A 20825-nucleotide genomic window follows, 5' to 3' on the forward strand; every position below is an offset into this window, starting at 1 on the left:
AACTTCTTCGATATGTTCCCGCACAACATATCCACACACTTCGATACGTGGCAAGATGTGTGTCATGGCCACCACGCTCACGCTGACGGACGTCTCACGCCCCGCACCGGAGTCCGGCGCGTGCTGCGCGCCCCTGGTGCGCGAGGCCGCGGACCCGCAGACCGCCGCCGACCTGGCGCGCGTGTTCAAGGCCCTGGGTGACCCCACCCGGGTGCGGCTGCTGTCCATCGTCGCGGCGCACGACGGCGGCGAGGCGTGCGTCTGCGACCTCACCGAACCCGTCGGCCTGTCCCAGCCGACGGTGAGCCACCACCTCAAGCTGCTCGTCGACGCCGGCCTGCTGGCGCGGGAGCAGCGGGGGAAGTGGGCGTACTACTCGGTGGTGCCGGGGGCGCTGAACCGGCTGGGGGCGCTGTTGACGGAGGCGGCGGGCTGAGGTCGCTCATCACCCACCCATCGACGTGTCAGCCCCTCAGGCCACCCGAGCGGCCTGAGTGTCTGACAGCGGAGGGGCGGGACCAGTCGCCGCGCAGCAACCGGCGTGGTCTCCTGGAAGCCGGCCCGCCGAGGTAGCCGCAGCATCGAGGAGTCCCGTGCCCGTCACCGTTGTTCACTGGAACCCCCGCCGGCCGGTGCTGCGCGGCACGCTCGGCCGGGTCGTGCCGTGGCGGCGGGCGGTCAACAACTTCGGGGACCTCCTGGGGCCGCTGATCGTCGCGCGGCTCGTGGCCGACAACGAGCTCGTGGAGTCCGACAGCCCCCGCCGGCTGCTCGCCGTCGGGTCGATCCTGAACCTCGCGCGGGCCGGCGACGTCCTGTGGGGCATCGGCGCGAACGGCAAGACGCTCGACCAGACGGCGCCGTACCGCGAGCTCGACGTCCGCGCCGTCCGCGGGCCGCTCACCAGGGAGTTCCTCAGGCAGAAGGGCTACGACGTACCCGCGGTCTACGGCGATCCGGGGCTGCTGGTAGGCCGCCTGTGGCCGCGGGAGGACGTCGCGCGAGGGACCCGCCCCCGTGCGGTCACCGTCATCCCGAACCTGCACGACCTGCACCACGCCCGGAACCGCTCGGACGCCGTCGCCCCGACCACCGAGCTGTGGAAGACGCTCGCCGCCATCGCGGCCAGCGACCTGGTGGTCGGCAGCTCGTTGCACGCGATAGTCGTGGCCGAGAGTTTCGGCGTGCCCGCCCGTCTGGTCAGCTCGTCGGTCGAACCGCCCTTCAAGTATGAGGACTACTACCGTGGCACCGGGCGGCCGGACTTCCGGCCCGCACCCGATGTCGACACAGCCGTCGACTGGGGTGGCGAGCCGCTGCCGTCGTGGGACCCGGGACCGCTCCTGGCGGCGTTCCCCCGCGACCTGTGGAAACCGGCGTCCTGAGACCTCAACCCGCGGCGACCCGCTCCCTGCGCAGGAGGGAACGCGTTCGGGCGACGTCGCGCAGGTCCCGGCGGAAAGCGGGCCAGACCAGCGCCTCGAGCGCCAGGGCCGCGACCGCCGTCGCGAGCGCCAGCCCGATGGCGGCCCACGGCGCCTCCGGGCCGACCAGGCGGACGACGCCCGCCGCGCACAGAGCAGCGACGCCGTGCGCGGCGAGGGTGCGGCACCCGCTCAGCAGCCACTGCCGCGCCGGCAGGCCCGCCGCCCGTCCAGCCCACCACAGCGACACGGGCCACAGCAGCGCGGACGTCGTCCCGTAGGCGACCGCCACGCCCATGACGCCCCACAGGCTGCCGAGGACCACGGCGAGCACGACCAGCGGGCGCGACCAGAGGGCGAAGCGGAACTGCGACCGCATCCTCCCGGTCGCCATGAAGACCCAGCCCGAGGTGAACGTCGCCGCCTGGAACACGCCGCCCAGCGCGAGGACGGCGAAGAGCGGTGCCACGTCGAGCCAGCGCTGCCCCAGGACGACCTCGACGACGGGCTCGGCCACGGCCGCCGTCAGCATCATCGCCGGCGCGAGCAGGTTCAGGAGGATCACCTGGCCGCGGACCACGAACGCGCCGAAGGCTGCGGCGTCGTCCTGCAGGCGGGACAGGACGGGCATGGCCACGCGCGTGACGGGGTACTGCAGCTGCCGGACCGGGAGCATCATCATCCGGAAGGCCCGGTCATAGATGCCTGCTGACACCGTGCCGAACCGGGCCCCGACCACGACGGTGTCGGCGTTCATGCTCGCGTAGGTGAGCAGCTGGGCGCCGAGCTGGTGCAGGCCGTAGGAGATGAACGACCTGACGGACTCCTGCCGTCGGGGCAGGCCGGGCAGCCAGCGGGCGGCGACGACCGAGCCGACCGCGAGGACCCCGGCCGTGACGAGCTGCTGTGCGACGAGCGCCCAGTACGAACCGTCGAGGACCGCCACCCCGACCGCGACGACCAGCCCCACGGCTGATGCGGCCACGTCGATCACCACGATCGACGTGAACCGCAGGTCCCGCATGAGCGATGCCCGGAACTGTGCCGCCAGGCCGCCCAGCAGGAACGGGACCGCCAGCCACCGGGTGATGTCCACCAGAACCGGTTCCCCGTAGAACGCTGCCAGGGCGGGCGCGCCCGCCACGACGACAGCGGCTGCCGCCGCACCGCACGCCAGATTCAGCCAGAACAGGTTGTCGCGCTGGCCACGGGTGATGGACGGCGCCTGGACGGCGGCCCGCGACAGCCCGAAGTCCTGGAGGATGGTCGCGGCCCCGACCACCGCACCGATCATGGCGACGTAGCCGTAGTCGGTGGGGCCGAGCAGCCGCGCCAGGACGATGATCGACGCCGCCTGGAGCAGCGCGCGGATTCCCTGACCCGCCAGCGTGACGACCCCTCCACGGGCCGCGCTGCGCCCGAGTGCCTCGACGCGAGGCCGGGTCTGCGGCGCGCTCATCCGGTGCGCTCCCTCACGACCGGGTCCGGCTCAGCACCCGCCGGTAGACGTCGGCGTGGCGCCTGCCCACCGTGTCCCAGTCGCGGCCCCTGAGGTCGGGGCTGCCTCCGGACCTGACGGTCGCCGCCGCCCGGTCGACCGCAGCCTCGAGCGCCTGGGCCGTCAGGTCGCCGTCGAACAGCAGCACCCACTCGGTGCCCGCCTCGCCGCGCAGAGCCTCGGACGACGGGGTGCGGGGCATGAGCACCGGCCGGTCGAGCGACAGGGCCACGAGGGCGACCCCCGAGTTGTGCAGCTCGCGGTAGGGCAGCACCACGAGCTCGGCGGCGCACACCTCGCGCGCCAGCGTGTCGTCCGGCACGAAGGACAGGGACAGGGTGACCCGGGCGTCCCGGGCGGCGCGCGTCTCGACCTCCCGGCGCATGGCGTCGTCGATCGGCTTGCCGACGATCCGCAACGACAGGTCGGGACGGTCCAGCGCGGTGAAGGTGTCGATCAGCCGGTCCACGCCCTTGTACGGCCGGATCATGCCGAACTGCAGGACGCGGCCGGGCACCGGTGGCCCGTCGTGGCGGCCGAACCGGTCGCGGTAGTGGCCGTGCAGGATCACCGACGAGGCCGCGCCCGGCGGCAGCTCCGTCGTGGGGTTGAGGGCGATCCAGTGCGCCGTGCGCCGGTCCAGGGCAGCGAGCAGCCGCCGCTCCCCCGGGTCGCCTGCTTCGTGCGGCGCGAGGTTGTGGGCGGTCCGGACCAGCGGGGTCCGGGTGGCCCACAGTCGGAGCAGCAGCATCCGGGTCAGGAACCGTTTCACGGCCGAGCCGAGCCGGGTCGGGTGGCGGACGAGCGACTCCGGCCAGTGCAGCTGGAAGACGTCGTACGACCCGACCAGCGCGCGCGGCCAGGAGAAGGTGCGGACCGAGACCTCGGGCGGCGCAGTTGCGATCATCTGGTCGACGTACCTGGTCGTGCCGTCCGGGGGGCGGAGTGAATGGAGCACCCGGATCCCGTCCGTCGGATGGGCTGCGGTCACCCGTCGTCCTTCAGGTCGGCCCGCACGTCCCTGGGCCCTACGCTCTCGCGGTCGACCAGCACGAACGGCTGCGCTTCGGGCAGGCCGGCGGGCACCTCAGCAGACACGGGTCGCGCCTCCCCACCGGCGAACCACCGGTGGGGGCGCACGTGCCGAGGAGCTCCGTCCTCGACCGGGAGCTCGTCCTCGGGGCGGTTGCCGGCCTCGTGGAGTGGCGCGTACCCGTAGTCGCCGTAGTGGTAGCCGCCCTGCTCCTCGAGGGCGAGCCGGTTGATGACGATCCCGTGCACCTTCGCGCCCACCTTGGCCAGGGAGTCGAGTGCGCCGGCGAGCTGCTGCCGGTGGGTGAGACCCGCCCCGATCACGATCACCGCCCCACCGATCAGCTTGGCCAGCACGGCGCCGTCGGTCACCGGGAGCAACGGGGCCGTGTCGACGATGACCACGTCGTAGCGTTCTCCGAGCTCGTCCATCAGGGAGGTCATCGCGGCCGACCCGAGCAGCTCGCTCGGGTTCGGCGGGATCTGCCCCGACGCGAGCACGTGCAGGTTGCGGTGTCCCCAGGGCTGGATCGCGTCATCGAGCGACGCCCGCCCGATGAGCACCGTCGTCAGACCGACCGCACCCTCCAGCCCCAGGTAGTTCGAGACAGAGGGACGGCGCAGATCGGCGTCGACCACGAGGACCCGGGAACCTGCGTCGGCGAGCGTGATGGCGAGATTGACGCTGGTGGTCGACTTCCCTTCGCCGGGTAGCGCCGAGGAGATGACGAACGTCCGCGGCCCGCCCCCGGCCTCCAGGAACTGCAGGTTGGTGCGCAGGCTTCGGAACGCCTCGGCCCGGGGGCTGTGCGGGCTCCCCTGGATGATCAGCGGATGGTCGGCCGCGTCCTCTTCGTAGGCGATGGCCCCGATCACCGAGGCGTCGGTGACCGCCGCGACGTGCGCTGCCGAACGGATGCGGGTGTCGAGCAGGTCTCGGAGCACGGCCAGCCCCACTCCGAGCAGCAGCCCGAGGGCGATGCCGAGCGCCAGGTTGAGTCCGGCCCGCGGTGCGACCGGATCCGTCGGGATGGCCGCCTCACGTACCGTGCTGATCTGGACAGGCGAGTCCTCCTCCGAGCCGGTCGCCTGCTCGAGCTCCTGCACCACGGTGGCCAGGCTCTCGGCGACGCCGTTGGCGATCCTCGCGACCAGGTCGGGAGACTCGTCCCGCACCGTGATGTCGATCAGCACCGTCTTGGCGGGCTGCTCGGCGGACACGCTGGACGCGAGCTCGTACGGCGTGCTGTCCAGCCCGAGCTCCTCGATCACCGGTTCCAGTACCCGCGGGCTCGTCGCGAGCGCCGCGTACGACTCGACCTGGCGGCCCGTGTAGGCACTGCCCTGCGCGAGCTCGTTGACGGACGCGCCGCCACGGACCGAGACGTACACCTGGGACGTCGCCTGGTAGACGGAAGTGGTGAGCATCGTGACGAGAAGCGCGGCGCACACACCGACTGCCGCTGTCGCGGTGATCGACAGCCAACGCTTTCGAAGAATTCCGATGTATTCGGATAATCCCATGACGCTCCCCTGGCATTCGAGTCAATATGGGCAGAACCGAGATTGCGGGCCGCCGACCTACGCGTCACGAGCGGCCAGATCTCGCCGATGCGCCCCGAGCGCGCGCAGTCTCACCGCTATCACTATGGTGGTTTTCACTCGATTGCGCCCGCGATAACTCACTACTTCCTTCTGCATGTATTTGCGCCCCTCGTGCGCGGCGAAAAACGCACTGGAATTCATGGATGAGAACTCTGGAGGATCTGAATGGCTCGTGCACCGTACGCAGCCCCCCGGGTCTCCGTGGTGCTGCCGACGTACAACCGCGAGGCGGTCCTGCCGACCGCGATCGCGACCGTCCTGGACCAGACCGTCCCCGTGCACGAGCTCCTGGTGGTCGACGACGGGTCGACGGACGGCACCGCGGCCGTCGTGGACCGGATCGCCGGACATGACCCGCGCGTCCGCTACCTCCATCAGCCGAACAGCGGCGCGTCGGCTGCCCGCAACCGTGGCATCGCCGAGGCATCCGGCGACGTGATCGCTTTCCAGGACAGCGACGACCTCTGGCGGCTCACGTTCCTGGAGACGCTGCTTCCCCACCTCGGCCCGGACCGGCTCGTCTTCGGCTCCCACGTGCTGCACTCGCGCGACGGCAGCTCGCACGTGGTCCCCCGGGGCATGGTCACCGACCCGGTGCGGGTGCTTCGGCGACGCAACATAGCGTCCACGCAGACGATCGTCGCCGACGCCGGTTTGCTGGCCCGGATCGGCTTCGACACCGCACTGCGGCGCTTCCAGGACTGGGACCTCTGCCTCGCCGTGCTGGCGGTCCCCGGTGCCCGGGTCGTCCACGTACCTCGTGTCGTCGCGGACGTGCGGCGGGAGGCCGACAGCATCTCGGAGGGCTCGGCCGCCGTGCGGGACCAGGCGCTCCGCACCGTCTTCCGCAAGCACCGCCGCCAGTTCCTGCGCGACCCGGTCGCGCTCGCGCGAATCGTCCTGCGCGCCTGGGGGCGTCCGTTCCTGCGCGGCCTCGTCGGCCTCGATCCACCGCGCCCGAGGCCGCGTACAGGTCCCGTCCCCGTGGCGCCAGGGCCCCGGTCGTGAGCGTCGCCGGACCGGTGCACGCACCGGAGAGCACGGACACGGAGGACGGCCTCGCGGCCGACGCCTCCGGCGGGGCACCGACACGCGCAGCCCGACTGACGACCGCCGCGACCGTCGTCCTCGTGCTCGGGATGCTGGTCAGCTTCAAGCTGACCGGCCGCTTCGCCGTCTCGAACGTGGCCCAGGTCGTGGCGCTCGTCCTGCTGTTCATGGCGCACCCCCGTCTGCTGCACCCCAAGGACGTCGGCCTCCTCCTCCTCGGTCTCGGCTCGGTCGCCGCCGCTGCGTACTCGGTCTCGGCCCAGTACGGCTACGTGATCCGTCTGGAGCACACGCTGTTCTTCGCCCTCGTCGCGCTGCACCTGGTGGCCATGTACCGGGTGTGCCGCGACCGGGGGAACGGCCCGGCGGTGGCCGAGGGTCTCCGCAGGGCGATCCCGGTGGCGCTCGTCCTGATCCTCGTGCTGCTGGCACTCGACCTGGCGTCCGGCACGGCACGCCGGCGGCTCGGTTTCGACGACAAGTCGCACGCCTCCGTCGCGCTCTGCTTCCTCGCCTTCGCCACCCTGCGGTTCAGCAGGTCACCGCTGCGGATCATCACGTCCCTGGTGTTCTTCGTCGTGAGCCTGCTGACCATCTCGCGGCTGCCGTACCTGTTCGCGCCGACGTACCTCCTCGCCTTCGTCCTCGAATACCGGAACATCCGAGCGCGTGCCGCCCACGCCTGGCAGGTGTACGGCGCGCACCTCCTGCTCCTCGCCGCCGTCGCGGCACCCGTCGTGATCGCGGTGCGGGCCGGGGACTACTTCGACTCGTTCCGGCGCCTGGTGGAGAGCGACGACGTCACCGGACGGTCGACGGATGCCCACCTGCTGCTCCTGCAGTACGCAGCGGAGCTGAAGATCGACAGCGTCGCGAACCTGCTGCTCGGTGTGACGCCCGGCGGCTTCTCCGAGGTGACGTACCGCAGCGGCATCGACGTCAGCGAGCTCGCCGTGACCGACCCGGCCGCCTTCGAGAAGTTCGTGCTCGGCGACGCCCCGATGCACTCCGCGGTGGGGTCCGTCGCGCTCGAGTTCCCGTTGTGGGTGGCGCTGCTGTTCCTGACAGTCTCGGTGGTCACGTTCGTTCGTCTGGTCCAGCGCCGCGAGGCCGTGCTGTGGCTCTACGCCGCACCGCTCGCGGTCGCGTGCCTCTTCTACTCCAGCCACAACGAGGTGCACCACCTCGTCTCGTGGACCGTACTGATCGCAGCCGCGTTCAGCCGACCACCGTTGTCGCGCGGATCAGCGATCCCTGTCCGTCGAGGAGAACCGTGAGCGGTCCCGCACCCCAGATCTTCCTCTGGCTCACCGGACAGGAGGACAACGTCGGCGACTCCGCCCTGCGCAGGCCCTACGCCCGCGCCCTGGCCGACGCGGGACCGGTCACGGCCTGGTGCGGCGGGCCCGGGACGGGATACCAGAGAGGTCTGGCCCTGCCGCCCGACGTCACGGTGTCACGCAGTCTCCTGCGATGGTGGACCGCGCTCGTGGCGTCGGGCCTGCGACGGCCGACGGTTCTCGCGTTCAACGCGGGCGAGTTCGACGTCACGAAGGCCTACCTCGTCGGTGTCGTCGCGCTCCTGCCGCTCCTGCCTCTGATCAGGCTCCGTGGCGGCAGCGTCATCTGGGTGGGAGCCGGGGTCCGCCGTCGTAGAAGGGGCCTGATGTGGCCGTTCGGAGCCCTGGCGCGTCTGGCCGACGTGCTGGTCTGGCGCGACGACCGGTCCGGGGCGCTCCTGCGGGCGGCACCCGCGATGCCGGACTGGGCGTTCGCGCTGCCACCAGGTGGGCTCCTGGAGGAGCGCCGGGGTAGCGGGGACCGTGACTGCGTGGTCGTCTCGCTGCGTTCCGACCGGCCGATGCCGTCACCCGGATGGATCGCGTCCGTCGGACGACTGGCAAGGCGCCTGAGCGCCGAAGTGGTCGTGGTGGCGCAGGTGGAGCGCGACGACGCTCGCGCCCGGCACGTGGGGCGACTGCTGGGTGCCACGGTGGTCGGCTGGAGCTCCGCCGACCACGCGGTGCAGGAACGTGCGCTCCGGGACGTCTACCGACGCGCGCACGTGGTCGTCTCCGACCGCCTGCACGTGCTGGTGCTCGCCGCGACCGAGGGCGCCGTGCCGCTGGGCTGGTGCGAGCAGGCCACCGAGAAGATCGCGAGCCACTTCGCGGTCGTGGGGGCGGAGTGGGCCGGTCCCGGCGCGGACGGGTCGGCCGCACGGCTCGACACGCTCGACGCCGCGACGGTGAACGCGCTGAGCCGCCGGACGGCCACCGCCGTGCGCGACGCGGCCGCCGAGGTCCGGCGGACCGCCCACCACATGGGCTCCGTGATCAGCGCTCGCGCCGACGGCGTCCGGACCTCACGCGACACCCAGCCGACGTAGGCGCCGCGTGCTCCGGTCCGGGAGCGGCAGCAGGCAGTACGGGTGCGTGCCGTAGAACCGCGCGGCGGAACGCAGCTCGTTGCGCCAAGCCCTGACGGTGACGTTCCGCCGGGTCTCCCTGCGCCAGCCGTGCACCCAGCGGACACCGCCGTCAACCCGGACCGGCAGCCCGAGCGCGCGGCTGCGCAGGCCCAGGTCGTGGTCCTCGTAGTAGAGGAAGTACGCGGGGTCCCATCCGCCGACGCGGCGGAAGTCGGCTCTTGTCATCGCGAGCGCCGCGCCCATGACCCAGGCGACGTCGATCACCTCCGACGCCTCGGCTCGCTTCACGTACCTGGGACTGTCGTACCCCAGCAGGTGGCCCACCTTCCGGTGCAGGTACGGGATCCCCCGCCCGTTCTCCTGAAGCGTCCCGTCCGCGTTCACGAGCTGGGGCGCCACGATCCCCCCGTGCCGCCGTACCTGTGCGGCGAGCGCCGCGATCCCGTCGGGGGTCACGGTGACGTCCGGGTTGCAGAAGATCAGTACTTCCGATTCTGTGGCGGCGGCGCCCACGTTGTTCGCGGTCGAGAACCCGCGGTTGGTCTCGAGCTCGATGACCTGCGCGCCGAGCCGGCGGCCGACCTGTGCGGAGCCGTCCGACGAGGAGTTGTCCACGACCGTCCACGCATAGGGCCCGAACGGCCGACCTGCCCAGAAACGTTCGAGGGTGGGCGCGCTGTTGTACGTGACGGTGATCAGGCTGACCTCGGTTGTCACAGGTGCTCCCAGCTCAGTAGGACCCGCTGGGGGCGAGCACCTCGCGCGCCGTCCGCAGCATGATCGCGATGTCGCCGAGCAGGCTCCAGTTCTCCACGTAGTAGAGGTCCAGCCGCGTGCCCTGGTCGATGGTCAGGTCGTTGCGGCCGCTCACCTGCCACAGGCCGGTCAGGCCCGGCTTGACGAACAGCCGCCGCCGCAGCGCGTCGTCGTACTGCGCCACCTCGAGCGCCACCTGCGGGCGCGGCCCGACCAGGCTCATGTCGCCCTTGACGACGTTGAGCAGCTGCGGCAGCTCGTCGAGCGAGTACTTGCGCAGGAACCGGCCGAGGCGGGTCACCCGGGGGTCGGCCTTCGGCTTGTAGTAGACGCCGACGGCGCCGTCGAGCACGTCGGCGAGCTGCGCCTCGGCGTCCTGCCGCATGGTGCGCAGCTTGTAGAGGGTGAAGGGCCGGCCGTACTGGCCGATCCGCTGCTGCGTGAACAGCGCCGGTCCGGGGCTGGTCAGCCGAATCAGTCCGGCGAGGGTGAGGACGGGGAGCACGGCGACCAGCAGGAACAGGCCACCCACCACCACGTCGAAGGTCCGCTTCAGGACGTGCTGGATGCCCGTGTGACCCGGGGGCGAGACCTGGACCACCGGCACCCCGTCGACGGGGGTGATCATCAGCCGGGGGCTCGCGACGTCGGCGAGGCCGGGAACCACCATGAGCTCCGCCCCGGTCCGCTCCAGGTCCCAGGCGAGGCGTTTGAGCACCTGCGGCGTCGCGCCGTCCCACGCCGTGACCGCGACCGCGTCCACGTCGTGCGCGTGGGCGGCCTCCGCCGCGTGCTCGATGTCGCCGAGCACGGGGACGCCGTCGACCGGGGACGGCAGCGTCCGGCCGCCCGGCAGGCACACGCCGACCACCCGGAACCCGGCCTGGTGGTTGCGGTCCACGCGGCGGCACAGGTCGACGACGGCGCCCCGGGCGCCGACGACGAGGGTGCGCCGGTGGAACTCTCCGCGGGCCCGTTCGCGGTGCAGCAGCGTGGTCAGCAGCCACCGGCCGCCGACGACGAGGGCGATCCCGATCGGGAGTGTCACCGCGACGTAGGACCGGGCGAGGTCGAACTTGATCAGGTAGCAGACGATCGCGGTGAGCCCGAAGAGCCCGACGGTCGCCCGGACCACCCGGAGGTACTCCTCCCGGCCGGAGCCGAGCACCCGGGGGCTGCGCCCGCCGGAGAGGCCGATGGCCAGCACCCACGCCTCGGCCAGGACCACGGAGATGAGCACGTACTGCCCACCGCGCGGTTCGAAGAGCTGTACCTCGGTGCTCCGGTCGAACCGGAGCACGTAGCCGAGGGCCACCGCCACCATGACGGCGCCGAGGTCCATGACGACCGCCCGCAGCACGAGCACGTCCTGCCAGCGTGCCGCGGGGCCGGTGCGTCGCCGAGGTCCGGCGGCCGGCTCGCCCAGGTCGGCGTGGACGTCCTCGAGGTCGGAGGGAGCTCTGCTGTCGATGGTCAAGACCGCTCCTGGGTATCGCGTCCGGGTATCGCGTCGGGCCTGTCCGTCTGGGGGTCGCGGCCCGCGCACCGCATGCTCCCCGTGGTCGTGCGGGTGCGGTGCGCGGGCCGGCCGGGAGGCCGCCCGGGGGCGGCCGGAGCAGGATCAGCCGCGGCGTGCCCGGATCCGGGACGCCACCAGCGCGAGGGCTCCGACGACCAGCAGGCCGCCGGCGATCGCGAGGTAGGGCAGGCTCGTCGAGCCGGTCGCCGCCAGGCCACCGCCCCCGCCGCCGTCCGCGTCGTCGTCGTCCCCGCCCGCCGCGGTGACGGAGATCGTGTAGACCTCGGAGAGCGGCTCGCCGTTGCTGTCGAGCACCTGGACGGTGTAGTCCCCTGGCGCGGACAGCGTCAGCGTGTCGGTCGCCGTGCCGTCCTCGTCGAGCGTGAGCTCGGTCGACGACGTGCCGGCCACGTCGACCGCGCCGTCCTCCGCCGCGGCCTGGCCCGCGAAGGAGACCTGCTCGGTGATCGTGGCCCCGGCCAGGTCGGTGCACTGGATGGTCAGGTCGAGGGGTTCGCCCGCGGCCACGGTCAGGCTGTCGAAGGTGATCGTGCACGGGAACTCGGTGGGCCCGTACTCGTCGTCGGCAGACGCGACCGATGTCGAGCCCAGCACGGCGACGGCGCTGAGGGCGATAGCGCTGATGAGGCGTCGAAGCATTTCTCAGTCCTCTGGTGTTCGGGGAGATGTAGATCCACTTTCATGCAGTGCTCGTGCACCGGGTGGCGCATCCCGGATATCCCGCCCGGGTGCGCGGACCATCAGTCGGTTTTCGTTCGGAAACTACTCGTTGATCGACACCTCTACGGGCCTTGGGCCCGGCGTCGTCCGGAGAATTACGTTTCGGTCCTGATGTTTCCCGGTGATGATTGCATAGGTCATGGAAGATGTCGCGCCTGGCATGAGTTCCAAATCATGAAATGAAAGCCACAACCCGTCATGCTTCTGCGGGGATAGCCCGATTTTTTGTGAATTCTCCGACGCCGACAGTATTCGGCCTCCCGCGGGTGCGTAGACGAGGCTCCGCAGGCGCACCGCGCCCGGCTCCGCCTCCCCGCTGCCCACGACGTACTCCGGGAGGTGTGGCGCCTCACCTGCGTCGACGTGTGAGGTGTAGGTGACGGTGACGGACAGCTCCCGCGAGCCGTCGGGCCGCGCCTCCCGCTCCGTCACATGCACCTGGGTGTCGACGTACCACCCGATCTTGGCCATCTGGATCGACTGGGTGAAGACTCCCACCACCGGGTGCCCGTCGTTCACGCCGCGCAGGGCGCCGTCGAGCACCGTACCCTCCAGCAGCTCGGCCTCGGCCGCCACGCTCGACCACACCAGCAGCCGGCCCTCGCGCGCGGCGCCGGCCAGGGCGTCGATCATCCGCGCCGGCTGCCCCACCCCCGACGACAGGTCCGCGAACGCCGCCTCGGCGGTCTGCGCGAAGATCTCGTTCTGCTCCTCGGGGCTCTGCGTCAGGTAGACGCCGTTCAGCAGGTAGGCCACGAGCGCGTCGCCCTGCAGCACCCCGCCGGGACCCGTGTCGACCTCGTCCAGCAGGCCCGCGAGGAGCACCGGATCGGCGGCCAGCACCCCGTCGACGGTCTGGCCGGTCTCGCGCCGCCACATCTCGCGGGCCACCTGGGCCGCCCGGGGGAAGTCCGGCGTCGCCGTCGCGTTCTGCATCCATCGGCCCAGGTCAGCGCCGCCCAGGACCCGCCGCTCGTCCTCGGTCAGCTCGAGCACGGGCTGGTCGAACGAGCCCACCTGCGACCCCGGCCGCTGGTCCGTCAACGTGATCCTGCCCTGGTCGGCGTGCAGCAGCAGCACGGTGCCGGTGATGCCGCCCAGAGCCCGGGGCTCGGCGTTGTTCTGCACCAGCACCAGGTAGTCGCGCGCACCGTCGGCGCCCAGCATCGGGGGCAGGAGCTGCGCCGCACGGGAGGCGGTCGCGGTGGACATCCGCAGGTCGGCGAGCTGCTCGCGCAGCGCGCCGACGGCGTCGGACACCTGCGGGAGCATGGGCGAACCACCGATGCCCGCGACCCGCTCCTGCGCGTACCCGACCGACCGGTCGGCGCGTTCGACGTCGGGCGCCACCTCCTCCAGGGGCGCCAGGTCGACGCGGCCGCCACTCGGCATCAGCGTGGCCGGATCGGCCACCGTCACCACGTCCGCGAGCTGCGGCAACGGCCCGCGGGCCAGGCCGTCGACCACCGCCGACATGTCCGCGACGGCCACCACCGTCGGTCCGATCACGGGCAGGCGTCCGACGACCGACCAGTGGGGCCCCTCGGTGGCCGTGCGCGCGCCAGAGGCGTGTCGTTGCAGGTCAGCAACGGTCCGGCTCAGTTCCTCGGGGTCTCCCGCGAGCACGCCGGCCTGCAGCGCGGCCACGTCGTGCGCGGCCCGCTCGAGCTGCCCCCGGGCGCGGACGGCGTCGACCACCACCCACGCGACCAGTACCGCCAGCACCAGGAGCGCCGCGGCGACGAGCCACGCCACAACCCGCAGCCGGCGGCGCGTCCTCGGGCTCCGGCGCCCCTGGACGCGTGCGGTCGTGCCGCGGGGCGGCTGCACCGGCCACGGCGGGGCAGCCACCGGTGCCTCGGTCTCCGCCTCCGCGGCACCGGACGGCGTGGGCCTGCGCAGGGGTACGACATTCCTGACCCCCGCGACCCCGGTGTCGCCACGCGCATCTTCCGACAATCGGGTTCCCGATCGCTCGGGAGCCCCTGACCATTTGTCACCCCAGCCAGGATGCGTCACCGAGCCTCCCGATGGTTATGCCTGCGAAGTACGCGTTACGTTACCTGTGACGTGTCCGACGAGCGCGCCGAATAGGCCGGATGAATTCGCATGTTCTTTCGCCCCGCCGAAAACGCTGAACGCGGTCCGGAGAATTCATATGCGTGTGCATGCGAGAGGCCGCAACGGCATGAAAATGAATATATTCACTTTGCATATTTGCTGATCATGTCCCCGTTCACCCGCCCGGAGGCTCCTGTGCCTTTCACAGTGCTCGCCGTATGCACCGGCAACGTCTGCCGCTCCCCCGCCGTCGAGACGCTCCTGCGCGGTGTGCTCGACGCGTCCGTCACCGTCGCGAGCGCCGGCACCAGCGCCGTGGTCGGGCACCCGGTGGCCCGGCCGATGGCCGATCTCCTCACGGCGAACGGGTTCCCGCCGGACGGTTTCGCCGCGCGGCAGCTCACGCCGGACCTGGTGCGGGACGCCGATCTCGTGCTGGCCCTGACCCGGGCGCACCGCACGCGCGTGGTCGAGGAGGTCCCGGCGGCGGTACGACGCACGCTCACCCTCACCGAGCTGGGCCGCCTCTCGAGCACGGTGCCACCGGGCGCCGTCTCCGGGCCCGACGACGCCTCGCGCCTCGCCACGCTCGTGACCGCCGCGCTGGGCGAGCGCCCGCGCCACGTGGGGGCCAGGACCGAGGACGTCGTGGATCCGTGGGGTCGGACCATGGCCGTCTACCGGACGTCGTACGAGCAGATGATCAGCGCGCTGACCGCGGTGATGGCGGCGATGCGCGCCTAGGCCGGTCCACGGCGCGGGGAACGCTGCTCACCGCCGGCCGGCGGCGTCGGGAGCCACCCGCCGGTACACGTCGGCGTGCCGTCGGCCCACCAGCTCCCAGTCGCGGTCGTCGAGCCGGGGCGGGACCCCGCGCTCCCGGGTCAGCCGTGCGGCGGCGAGGGCCCGCAGCAGGTCGCCGCGCTGGAGGGCGCCGTCGAACATGAGCACCCAGCCCTCACCGACCTCGCGGGCGAGGGCGTCGGTGGCAGCGCCGCGGGGCACCAGGACCGGCCGGTCCAGCGACAGGGCGATCAGCGCCGCTCCGGCGTCGTGCACCGGGGCGCAGGGCAGCACCACGAGCTCGGCATGCCGCACCTCGCGCGCGAGCTCGTCGTCGGCGAGGTGGTCCAGGCGGAGGGTCACCCGGACGTCCGCCGCCGCTGCCGCGGCCACCTGACCCGCGAGCGCGTCGTCCTGGGGTCTGCCCGCGACGGTGAGCCGCAGCGACGGGTCGTCGATGGCTCCGAACACCTCGAGCAGCCGGTCGGTGCCCACGTCCCGGCGGATCGGACCGATCTGGGCGAGCCGGCCCGGCTCCGGGGTGGTGCCCGGGCGGGGCGGGAACGCCGACCGGTAGTGGCCGTGCGGGATCGTCGCGGTCCGTACGTCGGGTGGCAGCGCCGTGGTGGGGTCGAGCCGGATCCACAGGGCCGTCCGGCGGTCGAGGGCGTCGAGCAGCCGTCGTTCCAGGCGGTCGCCGGCCGCGTGCGGCACGCGATCGTGCACGGTGCGCACCACCGGCGTCTCGGTGAGCTCCAGCCGCAGGAGCAGCACGGCGGTGAGCAGCTGCCCGGCGAGCCGTCCCCCACGGGCCTGCCGCACCAGGAGTCTTGGCCGGTGCAGGTGCAGCACGTCGTAGGCGCCGAAGATCGCGCGCGGCCAGGAGAACGTGAGCGTCTCGATCTCGGGCGGCGCGCCGCCGATCAGGTGGTCCACGTACTGCGTGGTGCCGTCAGGTCCCGGGAGTGCGTGGAGCACCCTGATCCGCCCGCTGGGCCGGGTTCCGGCACTCGTCGTACGCACCACGCCCCCCGACACCCAGCGAGTTCTCCGAGCCGCGACCGCGTGGCACACCCCAGGAACAGGTCACGGAAACCCTATTCGGGCCGCTCGTGGGGCGCATCCGCACGGTCGATATCACCCGGGCCCCGCGGCGCGGCCACCGGGCTTGACAACCCCTTGTCCGTACACTGGCACGGTGCCAACCATCCGCTCCCTGCTGGCTCACCCGGAGGAGCGCAGGCCCAGCCCCCCGGCCCCGCGCGCCGATCTCTTCCGGGTCTTCGGCGCGGGTGTCGGCATGTTCGCGGTCGGCCTGGTGGTGTCGCTGATCCTCCTGCTCACCGGGAGCGGCAGCACGGAGACGACGGCGATCTGCGGTGCGGGCATGGTGCTCGGCGGCCTCGGGCTGCTCTGGGCGCGCCACCGCCGCTGACCCCCGCCACGGCTCAGGGCCAGGCCCGCTCCGCGACCAGCCGCTCCGCCCGGTCAGGATCGCGCAGCGCCGCCTCCAGCAGCAGCGCGTCGGTGCCCGTGATCTCCGCCAGGGCGCAGGCGAGCCCTGCGGCCGAGGACGCGTGCGGCACCACCGCGCCGCCGGCCTCCGCGACCCACCACGTCACAGGCGTGCCCTCGACGGTCAGCCGGTCGTGGCGGCGCCAGGTCGCCGGGGCGCCGGGTACCAGCGCGCGCACCCGCGGGTCCAGCTCCACGGGCTCTCCCGGTCCGTCGGGGGCGACGCCGGGGTCGCCGTCGTACGGCAGGTCCAGCAGGTCGGCGAGGTCCTCGGCGACGTCCGCCGGGGCGGGTACCACCGGACCGAGCTGGGCCCACCGGGGTGATCCCGCGACCGCGAGGTCGTCGGCGCTCTCGACCGTGACCCCCTCCGGCCCGAGCGCGGGGAGCCGCGCGGCGGTGACGGGGCGCGGGTCGGCGGCACGCGCGAGCGCGGCCAGGCCCGACCACACCGCCCGCGCCACGGCGGCGGGCAGGCGCACCGGCTCCGCGCCCTGCCGCGCGGGCAGCCGCTCCAGGATCGCCGACCAGTCCCGTCCGGGCAGGTCGGCCAGGTCGCGCAGGCCGCCGAGCGCCACGAGCGTGGCGGCGTCGAGCCCCGCCGTCTCCGGGGGCGCGGGCGGGAGCAGCGGTGTGTCCCCGACCGCGAACGGGGCGCCGAGCAGCCGCCGCAGGAACCAGGCCGTGTAGGACACCGCCTCCCGGCTCGGAGCGTCCGGCGAACGCACGGGGGTCAGCAGCGCGCGGCGCAGGACCGGGTCAGCGGCGATCCGGCCGAGCGCGGCGGCCAGCGGCGCGGGCTCCGCTCCTGTGCCGTCCCGCAGCACGTCCAGGTCGGGGACCGCCTCGACGTCGCCCACCCACGCCCCCGGGCCGAGCTCGTCGGCCAGGTGCTCCACGTACTCGTCCCAGGACGAGAGCCAGCCCGCGGGGTCGTCGGGGCCGTGGTCGGGGTCGTCGGACCCGTCGGGCGTGAGGACGTCGGTGACGCGGTACACGCCCAGGTCGGCTCGCGCCCCCGCGGCCGCGAGCACCTCGCGCCCCCAGCGGCCGACGACGTCGCCGCGCACCAGGGCGAGATCCAGGTTCCCGGCGGCCCACGTCCCGGGCAGGGCGGCCTCGCGCAGCGGCACGACGTCGTCGTCGGCCACCACGGGGAGCTCGCCCAGCCAGAACGGCAGGCCGCGTGGGTCGTCCGCGGACACCGTCCGCCCCTCGCCCTCCCCGACGGCGAGCCGGGCGAGCTCGAGCACCGCCCGCACGGTCTCCTCCGGAGTCGGCGCGACGTCGTCCGCCGGGTCGAGGCCGACGCCCGCGGACAGTACCCGTGCGAGACCGCCAGGGTCGCCGTCGTCCAGCACCTCCTCGGCGGCGGCGAGCGCGGCGGTGCGGACGGCGGCGTCGGCCAGCAGCCGCTCCGGCGACGTGGGTGTGGCGCCGACGCGCTCCAGGAGCGGGTGGGCGACGTCGGGGTGCACCACCCGCACACCCAGCGCACGGGTGATCCCGGCGAGGTGCGGGGCGTCGAGCAGCACCGTCCCGCGCGCGCCGCGGGCCACGCGGCCGTCGGCGAGCGGCAGCGGGACGCCCGCCACGGCCTCGAGCACCAGACGGTCGCCGGCATGCTCCGCCAGGGCGTCGAGGGCCGCGCGGACGGTGCCGGGGTCGGGCGGCAGCGCCTCGACCAGCTCGGCGAGGTCCGCCGGACGCCCGCCGAGCGACCGCACCAGGGCCTGGTACCGCACCGGCACCGTGACCGAGACCGCGGGCGACCCCGCGGCAAGCGCCCGGGCGAGGGCCGCGTCCTCACCCAGCGGGCCGGGCAGATAGGTGGCGTCCTCCGGGGCGGTGCGCAGGGCGCCGGACAGGTCGTCGGCGGGCAGCGGCAGCAGTGCGGTGGCGCGCAGCGCGGCGTCGGCGGCCGCGCGCACGGCGGCGTCGACGTCGCTCGCGGGGAGCCCGGTCGGCACGAGCCCGAGCACGTCCCGCTCCGCGGCGAGCTCGCCCAGGAAGTCGGCGTACGCCCGCCCGGCCTCGGCGGCGACCCGGTCCGCCGTCGCGCCGGGGAGCACGCCACGCCGGCCGGGGTCCACCGGGAACGACGCGACGAGCAGCGCCGGGAACGAGAGGCGCACGTCGGTGGGCGTCGGGGCGTGCAGGACGGCGGCCGCCGTGCCCGCCGGCTGCCCCGTGGGCGTCTCGGTGGGCAGTGCCCAGAGCACCGACCAGTCCGGGCGGCGCTCCTCCGTCGGCAGCGTGTCGTCGGCGGGCAGCGTGCCGGACGCACGGTGCACCCGCCAGCGCGACGCCGCGTCGCGCAGCACCCGCGCCACCGGTCCAGAACCCTGCTGACCTGCGAAGTCGTCGTGGATCAGCACCTCGTCGAGGGCAGGGAGCGCGAGCAGGAGGGCGTCGTCGAGCGCGGCGAGCTGCGCGCTGACGGCGGCCGTGGCGGAGGCGTCCCGCAGCGCCAGCTCGACCGAGGTGTCCACCCCGCCGTCGGCCACCCCGTCGACGGGATACGGCAGCCGCAGCACGGGCAGCGAGTCACCCCGTCGCCCGGCCTCGCGCGCGAGATGCTCGCCCCCGCCTCCGGCTTCGGTCGGTTGGCTCGAGATCGGTCCATCGACGGACCGATCTCGAGGCAACCGACCGATCTCGGGGCCGGTCGGCAGGGACCGGCCCAGGTCCTCGCGCACCTGCTGCAGGGAGAAGCGGACGCCGCCCGTGCGGGAGCGCACCACCACCTCGTCGGACACCGACCGCACCGCGGCGAAGCCCACCCCGAACCGGCCCACGACGCCCGGGGCGGCACCGGACTTCGCGGAGGCCCGGAGCGACGCCAGCGACGCGACACCCTCGGCGTCCAGCGGGGCACCGGTGTTGCCGGCGACGAGCCGCCAGCCGCCGTCGGCCGCCTCGAGCCGCAGCTCCAGCCGCCCGGGAACACCGGCCCGCGCCGCGGCGTCGGCGGCGTTCTGCGCGAGCTCCACGACCACCCGGTCGCGGTAGTAGCCCCGCGCGTGGTCCTCCTCCGCGTTCGCGTCCTCGCGGAACCGGGTCGGGGACGCGAGCCACGCGTCGAGCACCGCGCGCCGCAGCGCGCCGGTGCCGAACGGGTCGTGGGTCACCACGGGTCGCGGGTCACGCGGTGGGTTCGCCCTCGCGGCCGGCGTCGTCCGTGGCGACCGGCTCCACCTCGTTCTCGTCGATGAGCGGCGCCGGGGCCGGCCAGTCGGTCGGGTGCTCCTCGACGTCGGTCTCGGAGTGCGCCCCGCAGCCGTGGTCGAGCGAGACCACCTTGCCGTCGTCCGGCGACCACTCGTTGGCGCAGACGCCGAAGAGCTGACCCATCGAGCCGGACAGCGGGATGAGGAAGGCGCAGGTCATGCACTCCGCGGCCGCGGCGACGGCGCCCGCCGTCGTGGGCCCGCGCGAACCGCGGTACCAGCGCTCGGCCGCCTCGGCGCGACCCTGCGGGGACAGCACACGGGCCCGGGCGAGCGCGAGCTCGTCGATGGCGACCTCGTCCACCTCGGGGTCGCCCGTCGGCGTGTACCCCGGCTCGAGCCGGGGGTCGTCGGCGCGGAAGGGCAGCACGTCACCCGGGCCGACGTCGCCCGGGCGCAGCCGCTCGGCCCACGGCAGCCAGGCCGGGGCGAGGATCGCCTCGTCGCCGGGCAGCAGCTCGACCTCGCTGATCGTGGCGGTCCGGCCGCGCGGCACGCGCGCGACGGTGACCGTCCAGTGCCAGCCCCGGTAGCCCCGCATCGTGGCCGCGAACCGGTGGGAGGCCACCCGCTCGTCCTCGAAGACGGTGCCGAGGTGCTCGCCGACGTCCTCCGGTCGCTCGGCCACCTCCTGGGCGGCGGCACGCGCGAGCTCGGCGGCGCCGTTCAGCACCGCGTCGCGGCTGGTGCGTGCGGTGACCCGCCGGGTGGACGTACGTGCGGCGGGCGCGATGGTCGTGACCATGTTCCTCGGGACCTCGTGGGGTTTCAGGCGTCGAAGTCGTCTGCGACCTTGCGCAGCATCTTGGCGAGCGTCTCCGTGTTCTTCGGATACCGCCCCTTGCGCAGGTCGTTCGCCACCCGGTCCAGCATCTGCGTGAGGTCCCCGACGATCACTGCCATGTCCACGGGGTCCTTGCGCTTGGCCTTCGCGACCGACGGGGCGGCGTCCAGCACCTTGACGGCGAGCGCCTGGGGTCCGCGGCGGCCGTCGGCCACCCCGAAGTCCACGCGCGCGCCGGGCTTGGGCACGACGCCCGCGGGCAGCGCGGAGGCGTGCAGGAACACCTCGCCGCCGTCCTCGCTGGCGATGAAACCGAAACCCTTGTCGGTGTCGAACCACTTGACCTTGCCGGTAGGCACTGCGACCTTCTTCTGTGCTTGTCGATACTGCTCGCGA

General features: G+C 73.3%; 18 protein-coding genes. 7 read left to right on the forward strand and 11 right to left on the reverse strand.

The features are described 5' to 3' along the window. Positions 1–64 precede the first annotated feature (64 nt). Entirely contained in the window at positions 65–436 is a 372-nt protein-coding gene (locus tag APR03_RS10210; protein ID WP_253835323.1) for an ArsR/SmtB family transcription factor, read from the forward strand. Positions 437–593: 157 nt separating this feature from the next. Then, a complete protein-coding gene (locus APR03_RS10215; RefSeq protein WP_253835325.1) occupies positions 594–1385 on the forward strand; it encodes a polysaccharide pyruvyl transferase family protein in 792 nt (263 codons plus the stop codon). A 4-nt stretch (positions 1386–1389) separates the two neighbouring features. Here the strand turns inward: APR03_RS10215 and APR03_RS10220 are convergent, their stop codons facing one another. From APR03_RS10220 to APR03_RS10230, 3 genes are all read right to left on the reverse strand, one after another. Further along, positions 1390–2883 carry a lipopolysaccharide biosynthesis protein gene (locus tag APR03_RS10220; RefSeq protein WP_253835326.1) on the reverse strand — a complete coding sequence of 498 codons (1494 nt, stop codon included), beginning with the start codon at positions 2881–2883 and terminating at the stop codon, positions 1390–1392. 13 nt (positions 2884–2896) lie between these two features. After that, on the reverse strand, positions 2897–3829 hold the full coding sequence (locus APR03_RS10225) for a glycosyltransferase (protein ID WP_253835328.1): 933 nt from the start codon (positions 3827–3829) through the stop codon (positions 2897–2899). 80 nt (positions 3830–3909) lie between these two features. Next, positions 3910–5478, reverse strand: coding sequence for a tyrosine-protein kinase domain-containing protein (locus tag APR03_RS10230; RefSeq protein ID WP_253835330.1), 1569 nt, complete (start codon positions 5476–5478; stop codon positions 3910–3912). A gap of 246 nt (positions 5479–5724) precedes the next feature. Between APR03_RS10230 and APR03_RS10235 the strand changes: the two genes are divergently transcribed. Genes APR03_RS10235 through APR03_RS10245 form a run of 3 tightly spaced genes read left to right on the forward strand, consistent with a single transcriptional unit; the run spans position 5725 to position 8998 of the window. Continuing rightward, positions 5725–6567 carry a glycosyltransferase family 2 protein gene (locus APR03_RS10235; RefSeq protein WP_253835332.1) on the forward strand — a complete coding sequence of 281 codons (843 nt, stop codon included), beginning with the start codon at positions 5725–5727 and terminating at the stop codon, positions 6565–6567. Continuing rightward, a complete protein-coding gene (locus APR03_RS10240) occupies positions 6564–7886 on the forward strand; it encodes a hypothetical protein (protein ID WP_253835334.1) in 1323 nt (440 codons plus the stop codon). The genes APR03_RS10235 and APR03_RS10240 overlap by 4 nt, the downstream gene beginning before the upstream one ends. Beyond that, complete coding sequence (locus APR03_RS10245; protein WP_253835336.1) at positions 7883–8998, forward strand: hypothetical protein; 1116 nt, start codon at positions 7883–7885, stop codon at positions 8996–8998. The genes APR03_RS10240 and APR03_RS10245 overlap by 4 nt, the downstream gene beginning before the upstream one ends. On the opposite strand, the gene APR03_RS10250 is transcribed toward APR03_RS10245, so the two are convergent. The 4 genes from APR03_RS10250 to APR03_RS10265 all read right to left on the reverse strand — a co-directional run bounded on the left by APR03_RS10250 (position 8975) and on the right by APR03_RS10265 (position 13811). Continuing rightward, entirely contained in the window at positions 8975–9757 is a 783-nt protein-coding gene (locus tag APR03_RS10250) for a glycosyltransferase family 2 protein (RefSeq protein WP_253835338.1), read from the reverse strand. The genes APR03_RS10245 and APR03_RS10250 overlap by 24 nt on opposite strands. A gap of 13 nt (positions 9758–9770) precedes the next feature. Beyond that, complete coding sequence (locus tag APR03_RS10255) at positions 9771–11273, reverse strand: sugar transferase (protein ID WP_253835340.1); 1503 nt, start codon at positions 11271–11273, stop codon at positions 9771–9773. A 144-nt stretch (positions 11274–11417) separates the two neighbouring features. Continuing rightward, on the reverse strand, positions 11418–11975 hold the full coding sequence (locus tag APR03_RS10260; RefSeq protein ID WP_253835348.1) for a hypothetical protein: 558 nt from the start codon (positions 11973–11975) through the stop codon (positions 11418–11420). 123 nt (positions 11976–12098) lie between these two features. Continuing rightward, entirely contained in the window at positions 12099–13811 is a 1713-nt protein-coding gene (locus APR03_RS10265; protein WP_253835350.1) for a DUF4012 domain-containing protein, read from the reverse strand. Between the two features lie 501 nt (positions 13812–14312). Here APR03_RS10265 and APR03_RS10270 point away from each other — a divergent pair. Then, positions 14313–14861, forward strand: a complete 549-nt coding sequence (locus tag APR03_RS10270) for an arsenate reductase/protein-tyrosine-phosphatase family protein (RefSeq protein WP_253835352.1) — start codon at positions 14313–14315, stop codon at positions 14859–14861. Positions 14862–14888: 27 nt separating this feature from the next. Here APR03_RS10270 and APR03_RS10275 read toward each other — a convergent pair whose 3' ends face one another. Next, a complete protein-coding gene (locus APR03_RS10275) occupies positions 14889–15878 on the reverse strand; it encodes a glycosyltransferase family protein (RefSeq protein WP_253835354.1) in 990 nt (329 codons plus the stop codon). 220 nt (positions 15879–16098) lie between these two features. Here APR03_RS10275 and APR03_RS10280 point away from each other — a divergent pair, with 220 nt between their 5' ends. Continuing rightward, on the forward strand, positions 16099–16335 hold the full coding sequence (locus tag APR03_RS10280; RefSeq protein ID WP_253835356.1) for a DUF2530 domain-containing protein: 237 nt from the start codon (positions 16099–16101) through the stop codon (positions 16333–16335). A 13-nt stretch (positions 16336–16348) separates the two neighbouring features. Here the strand turns inward: APR03_RS10280 and APR03_RS10285 are convergent, their stop codons facing one another. Genes APR03_RS10285 through APR03_RS10295 form a run of 3 tightly spaced genes read right to left on the reverse strand, consistent with a single transcriptional unit; the run spans position 16349 to position 20788 of the window. After that, a complete protein-coding gene (locus APR03_RS10285) occupies positions 16349–19549 on the reverse strand; it encodes a sacsin N-terminal ATP-binding-like domain-containing protein (protein ID WP_253835358.1) in 3201 nt (1066 codons plus the stop codon). A 10-nt stretch (positions 19550–19559) separates the two neighbouring features. Next, positions 19560–20390, reverse strand: coding sequence for a DUF3027 domain-containing protein (locus APR03_RS10290; RefSeq protein WP_253835360.1), 831 nt, complete (start codon positions 20388–20390; stop codon positions 19560–19562). Positions 20391–20413: 23 nt separating this feature from the next. Beyond that, positions 20414–20788: a cold-shock protein gene (locus APR03_RS10295; RefSeq protein ID WP_253835362.1), complete on the reverse strand. Its 375-nt coding sequence runs from the start codon at positions 20786–20788 to the stop codon at positions 20414–20416. Between the last annotated feature and the right edge of the window lie 37 nt (positions 20789–20825).

It is taken from the genome of Promicromonospora thailandica (assembly GCF_024171955.1).
GTDB lineage: Bacteria > Actinomycetota > Actinomycetes > Actinomycetales > Cellulomonadaceae > Promicromonospora > Promicromonospora thailandica.

Excerpts from the sequence above, each read along its gene's own strand:
- APR03_RS10225 (WP_253835328.1), bottom strand. The coding sequence starts at position 3,829 with ATGATCGCAACTGCGCCGCCCGAGGTCTCGGTCCGCACCTTCTCCTGG.
- APR03_RS10235 (WP_253835332.1), top strand. The coding sequence starts at position 5,725 with ATGGCTCGTGCACCGTACGCAGCCCCCCGGGTCTCCGTGGTGCTGCCG.
- APR03_RS10230 (WP_253835330.1), bottom strand. The coding sequence starts at position 5,478 with ATGGGATTATCCGAATACATCGGAATTCTTCGAAAGCGTTGGCTGTCG.
- APR03_RS10220 (WP_253835326.1), bottom strand. The coding sequence starts at position 2,883 with ATGAGCGCGCCGCAGACCCGGCCTCGCGTCGAGGCACTCGGGCGCAGC.
- APR03_RS10290 (WP_253835360.1), bottom strand. The coding sequence starts at position 20,390 with ATGGTCACGACCATCGCGCCCGCCGCACGTACGTCCACCCGGCGGGTC.
- APR03_RS10210 (WP_253835323.1), top strand. The coding sequence starts at position 65 with ATGGCCACCACGCTCACGCTGACGGACGTCTCACGCCCCGCACCGGAG.
- APR03_RS10260 (WP_253835348.1), bottom strand. The coding sequence starts at position 11,975 with ATGCTTCGACGCCTCATCAGCGCTATCGCCCTCAGCGCCGTCGCCGTG.